The following is a 5500-nucleotide window of genomic DNA, read 5'->3' as shown; positions in this document are numbered from 1 at the left end:
GACTTGATGTTGATCTTGGCGCCGGGCTGGCCCGCGCCGGTGAAGGTGACGTCCTTACCGGTGACCGGGACATCCTCGGTCGGCGTCAGCACCTCCACCGGGATCACTGCGGCAGCCTTCACCGTCAGGGAGAACTCCTGGCTGTGACCGTTCGACGTCGCCTTCACTGTCACCGCACCGGCCTTCGAGCCCGCCTTCACATTCACATGCGAGTAGCCCGCGGTGTCCGTGGACCGCTCCAGCTTCGTGCCACCCCCGGTGAACGTCGAGCCGGTACCGCCGTCATCGGTGATCTCATAGCTGACCCTCGCCCCCGGCACACCGGCCGACCCGTTCAGCGCCCGCGTCACCAGCGGCTTGCCGAACTCCTCACCCGCCGAAGCCTCCTGACCATCACCCGAACCCATCTTGAGCTCAGACACGCTGGCCGTCGGATCCGTCACCGTCACCGACACCTTCCCCGTCGCCGTACGGCCCGCGGAATCCTTCACCGTGTACTCAAAGGAATCCGCACCCACAACACCCCGGTCCGGGGTATAGAGAACCTTCCCGTCCCGGACCTGCGCAGCACCATTCGCCGGATCCGACACCGACTCCAGCGACAGCCCGTCACCCGAGTCATTCGCCAGCACATCCACCGACACCGCAACATCCCGAACCGTCGACACACCATCATCGGCCGCTACCGGGTTCGGATCAGGATCCGAAGTGCCAATTCCGTGCAGCGCGAACGTGGCATCAGTGGTGGCCGCGATGGCGGTGATCCCAGACGTTGCCGCGCCGGGCACGGAAACCTGTCCACTGCCGTTCTTCCCCCAGGCCTTGACCTCACCATCCTTGAGGGCCACTACATGGCCGGCGCCCGCAGAAATTGATTCGATACCGTACTTCGCGAATCCAGGTACGTCGTTCTGGCCATATCGGCCATCTCCCCAGACAATAACCTCGCCGTTTTCCATCAATGCGACAGACGAACCCACACCTGCGGCGATTTCCTTCACGACGCCCGACTTGACAGCTTCCGGAACGTCCGTTTCACCGTAACTATTACTCCCCCATGCGATTACTTCGCCGTCCTTCAGTGCCAACGCGTGACCGGCACCAGCAGCTATAGCGCTAACACCCGACTTGGCCGCTTCCGGGACATCGGTCTGACCGTTCTGCTTGCTCCCCCACGCGATTACCTCGCCATCCTTCAGCGCCAACGAGAAATGGAACCCCGCGCTCACACCGGTAACGCCCGACTGGGCGACTGCAGGAACATCTACCTGGCCATCGTCTCCGTGCCCCCAGGCCAGGACCTTGCCGTCCTTCAGTGCCAGCGAGTGACTGCGGCCTGCAGCAATGGCGTCCACGCCCGATTCGGCGGCCGCAGGGACACTGCCAGAGATTGCGCTGCCCCAGGCTACGACCTTCCCGTCCGCACGCAGCCCCAATACATGCGCCCCACCACCGGCAAGGGCCGTCACGCCAGACATCGCGGCTTCCGGCACCTCAAGCTGACCGCCACCACTAGCTCCCCAACCGAATACTTGCCCCTCGGCCATACCCTGGGTGGCAAATGTGATCTCAGACTCTGCCGTATTACCGTCGCTGTAGTGGGCAGTTGCTGTCATAGTCCGCGTGCCCGTACCCAGGAACCACTCATCGAACTCCCAGGTCCCGTCGGGCTTCACGTCAGCGTGGCGAGCGTTGGTATCCCCCTTGAGCGACAGATAGATCGACCTGGCTCCGCCTTCATAGTCCGCAGTACCTGCGAACTTCACCCACTCAGGTTGTGTCACCGCAGGCGAGGGCGACGTGAACACTGGGGCCGAAAGGTCGGAAATTGCAGATTTCATCGATACAGGTGAATGCGTGAAGGATTCAACCGCATTCGCCACTGGTGCCGCACTACCCAAGATGGCCGCAGCCGCCACCACTACGGCCACTCGGCGCATTGGGATACGTCGGAGAGGACCCGTAGCATTTCGGATTTCCGCTCCTGTGCGAATTCGACCCATTCCCATTCCAAATCACCTTCCATGACGACAGTCAACAGTCAGCCTGTGTAGAAGCTGTCTCTTCGCTATGATTTTGGACCCCCCACCCAGCAGACAAGGGCGTCAAGTGTCGAACGCGTAGTCCGAAAGTTGACTGCCACCTCGCCCCTTCGTTGCACACGGCCCCTGTTGGCGTCGGCGAACGTTTGCTCACCTGGGATGGCGAATTCGGTGGTGGTCGCCAAGTGACCTTGTGATGGCCAGATGATGGCCTGACCTGCGTAGGAGCGCGAGCGTCAGGTGATCAAGGTGTCGGTGTATCCGAGTATCCTCAGTGAGGTTCCGGCCCAGACCGCCGAGGTGGCCACGCTGGCGTTCCCGAAGGCTGTTTGCGCACGCGGCTCCGTGAAGCGATCGCGCCCCCTGTTCACCGACCAGGACTTCGCGGGCGTCTTCCAGCGCTGAGGTAAGCCGGCCTGGTCGCCAACCCAGCTGGCTGTGGTTTCGGTGCTGCAGTTCATGGAGGGCCTGCCGGACCGGCAGGTGGTCTCGACACCGAAGCCGATACGTAGGCCGGTGGGGTGGCCACGTTGAAGGTCTACGACCTAGGCATGGCGATGCTGCCGGGGTGAGCTTCGCCCCGCTATGTGGACATCTGCGAACTATGCAGCCAGGTTCAGACTACCCGAGTTGATCGAGCGTCGTTCGAATTCGACCGGGCTGATATGGCCGAGCGCGGAATGACGGCGCCGGTTGTTGTACCAAGCCAGCCAGGTGAACACGGACCTGCGAGCCTCTGATTTCCCCAGCCAGCGCTCCCCGTAGAGCAGTTCACGTTTCATGCTGGCGAAGAAGGATTCCGCGAGGGCATTGTCGTAGCTCGATCCCACCCGCCCCATTAAGCGGCGGATGCCGTGCTTTCGGCAGGCAGTGGCGAAGGCGGCTGATGTGTATTGGGTGCCGCGGTCTGAATGAAAGACGACTCCGTCGGGTAGCTCAGCGCTGCATCACCAGCGACCCTACTGTCTTCGCGTCAACCGAGTCATGCAGCGCTCTAGGTACCGCATCCTCGTGAGGGCCAAGTTCGCCGGGGCATTGATGTGCCCTTCCCACGAGAGAAGTTCCCCATGGGATCCCACCGCAAGCCCAGGCCCCGTAGAGGTCGCCGTTCTTTGTCCGCCGGTTTCGTGCCTGTCGGCGCTTCCCTGTTCGGCGCCCTTGCCACGCCCACAGCCAGCGCGGCCTCAGTCTCCACTTGGGATCAAGTGGCTGCATGCGAGCGTTCCGAAAACTGGCAGATCAACTCGGGGAATGGCATTTTCGGCGGCCTCCAGTTCTCTCAGTCCACCTGGGAAGAGTTCGGCGGTGGCACCTACGCATCGCGCCGACCTGGCCTCCAAGGATCAGTAGATAGCTGTGGCCGAGAAGGTGCTAGAGGGTGTCTGAGAAGCCCCGTTCAGGGCAGGACTCTCGCGGAACGGTGTAGCAGGAGCATGATGGTGGCCAGGTAGATTGCGTTCTCCTGACTGGCGGCCAGGTACTCATAGTCCTTGGAGAGTCGTCGGTAGCGGCCCAGCCAGCGAAACTCCGCTCGATCACCCAACGGCGTGGAACCACCGCGAACATCGGAACCTCTCGTGGTGGCGCGTCGGCCTTGGCCCAGGTGCTGCGGAAGCCACCGTCCTTGCGCTGCACGATCTCGATGGTGATGCCGGTTTCCTCGCGGACGCAGTCCAGAAAGTCCCGGCCGCGGTATCCCTGGTCTGCCCACAAGTGCTGGAGCCGTGGAAACTTGTCGATGCACCGGACCAGCAGTACCGAGGCGCCATCGCGGTCGCTGACGTTCGCGGGGCTGACGCAGACCGCCAGGACCAAGCCGAGCGTGTCGACCAGGAGGTGGCGCTTGATGCCCAGCACCTTCTTGCCGCCGTCGTATCCGTGCCAGCCGCCGCGCTCGGTGGCCCTGACGCTCTGGCTGTCCACCACCCCGGCGCTCGGGGTGGGTTCACGGCCCCGGCCAGTATGTTCCCTGGCCCGCAGGGCAGCGAGGATCTCTTCCCAGCGGCCCTCGATCCGCCACTGTCGCCAGTAGTGATAGACCGTCTGATACGGCGGGAAGTCGTGCGGCAGCAGCCTCCAAGCGCAGCCGGCCCGAACCCAGTACGCGAGGGCGTCGATGATCTCCCTGCGCGGATGCTTCGGCGGCCGGCCACCCGGCTTCGGTGGTGGCACGACCGGCTCCAGCACCGCCCACTCGCCATCGGACAGATCAGTCGGATACACGCGCCGCCTACCGGCCATCCCAGCCTCCCCAGCGCAGGGACTACCAACTCGCCTGCCCTGAACGGGGCTTCTCAGACACCCGCTAACCAGCCCTGGGCGGCCCGAGTAGGGCCGCGTTGGCCTTGGCCTCGACGAACGAGAGGGTGGCGAGGTCTTTGACCTTGCGCGGGTCGAGCTCAGGCTGGAACGAGAAGTCGTAGTCCTCAAGGGTCTTGTGGTGCGGCATCTTCGAGGTCCGCAGGCCGGTGCGAAACCGGCGGTCCTCACGGACGGCGAGTTCTTCGGTCAACACCAGGTCGATGAAGTCGAGGTAGCCGAGTTTGGCCTCGTCGGCCCGCTGCGCGTACTGGGCCAGGGTCTCGGCCAGGTGGGGCAGGCCCAGCTTGCTGGCCGTGCTGGGGTTGGTTGGGGTGAGGGCCCCGGAGACGTGTGGTGTCTTCGGGGCCCTCGGTGGTGTGTGCGTGTGGTTGGGGGTTAGCGGCGCTTGAAGGTGACGATGTCCTGGGTGGTCTTGCCGTTGACGGTCTGGGTGGCGGTGAAGGTGTAGTCGCCCGGGGGGAGGTTCTGCTCGGAGTCACAGCTCCAGTTGCCCGAGTTGTTGACGGGGGCGTCGGTGCAGATGGGCTTGTTGGTGGTGGACCTGATGTTGATCTTGGCGCCGGGCTGGCCCTTGCCCGTGAAGGTGACGGTCGGGCCGGTGATGACCTCGTTGTCGCCGGGGGTCAGCACATCGACCGGGGCCGGGGTGACGTAGGCGACACGGGTGAAGGTGAAGATGTCGTAGGTGGTCTTCCCGTTGACCGTCTGGGAGGCGGTGAAGGTGTAGTCACCCGCGGGCAGTTCCTCCCGGGAGTCGCAGGTCCAGTTGCCCGAGCCGTTGACCTCAACGTCCGTGCAGATCTCCTTGCCGGACCCGGACCTGATGTTGACCTTGGCGCCGGCCTGGCCCTTGCCGGTGAAGGTGACCTCCTCACCGGTGACCGGGGCATCCTCGGTCGGGGTCAGCACCTCCACCGGGGTCGCGTTGGAGAACGCCGCACGGGTGAAGGTGAACACGTCGTAGGTGGTCTTCCCGTTGACCGTCTGAGAGGCAGTGAAGGTATAGGTGCCCGGGTCCAGGACCAGCTGGGAGTCGCAGGTCCAGTTGCCCGAACCGTCGACCTCAACGTCCGTGCAGATCTCCTTGCCGGACCCGGACCTGATGTTGACCTTGGCGCCGGCCTGGCCCTTGCCGG

The 5500-nt window shown here is 64.0% G+C and carries 5 protein-coding genes and 2 pseudogenes; 2 read left to right on the top strand and 5 right to left on the bottom strand.

Annotated elements, in window-relative coordinates; all coding sequences use genetic code 11:
- The coding region (locus H9Y04_RS45130; protein ID WP_187820065.1) for an Ig-like domain-containing protein at positions 1–1766 on the bottom strand (1766 nt) is incomplete at its 3' end.
- 516 nt (positions 1767–2282) lie between these two features.
- Here H9Y04_RS45130 and H9Y04_RS45125 point away from each other — a divergent pair.
- Positions 2283–2447, top strand: a complete 165-nt coding sequence (locus H9Y04_RS45125) for a hypothetical protein (protein WP_187820064.1) — start codon at positions 2283–2285, stop codon at positions 2445–2447.
- A 197-nt stretch (positions 2448–2644) separates the two neighbouring features.
- Here the strand turns inward: H9Y04_RS45125 and H9Y04_RS47405 are convergent.
- A pseudogene (locus tag H9Y04_RS47405) lies at positions 2645–2968 on the bottom strand (integrase core domain-containing protein); the annotation flags it as partial.
- Between the two features lie 141 nt (positions 2969–3109).
- Here H9Y04_RS47405 and H9Y04_RS47920 point away from each other — a divergent pair.
- Entirely contained in the window at positions 3110–3493 is a 384-nt protein-coding gene (locus H9Y04_RS47920) for a transglycosylase family protein (RefSeq protein WP_306660254.1), read from the top strand.
- Here H9Y04_RS47920 and H9Y04_RS45110 read toward each other — a convergent pair.
- From H9Y04_RS45110 to H9Y04_RS45100, 3 genes and pseudogenes are all read right to left on the bottom strand, one after another.
- Positions 3439–4283, bottom strand: a protein-coding gene (locus H9Y04_RS45110; protein WP_187820063.1) for an IS5 family transposase whose coding sequence is annotated in 2 segments (ribosomal slippage) — positions 3439–3563 and positions 3563–4283 — 846 coding nt in all. Because the reading frame shifts where the segments join, the coding sequence is not laid out codon by codon here. The two genes, H9Y04_RS47920 and H9Y04_RS45110, sit on opposite strands and share 55 nt — an antisense overlap.
- 67 nt (positions 4284–4350) lie before the next feature.
- Positions 4351–4647, bottom strand: a pseudogene (locus H9Y04_RS45105) (ATP-binding protein); the annotation flags it as partial.
- Between the two features lie 92 nt (positions 4648–4739).
- Positions 4740–5500 (bottom strand): Ig-like domain-containing protein (locus tag H9Y04_RS45100; protein ID WP_187820062.1); only part of this gene is annotated, 761 nt, incomplete at its 5' end.

This window comes from Streptomyces polyasparticus (assembly GCF_014493765.1).
GTDB lineage: Bacteria > Actinomycetota > Actinomycetes > Streptomycetales > Streptomycetaceae > Streptomyces > Streptomyces polyasparticus.
The sequence above is the reverse complement of the archived record's forward strand: the minus strand, read 5'-3'. Positions and strand labels throughout refer to the sequence as shown.

What these genes read in the sequence shown, in the direction of transcription:
- H9Y04_RS47920 (WP_306660254.1), top strand. Translation starts at nt 3,110, where the DNA reads ATGGGATCCCACCGCAAGCCCAGGCCCCGTAGAGGTCGCCGTTCTTTG.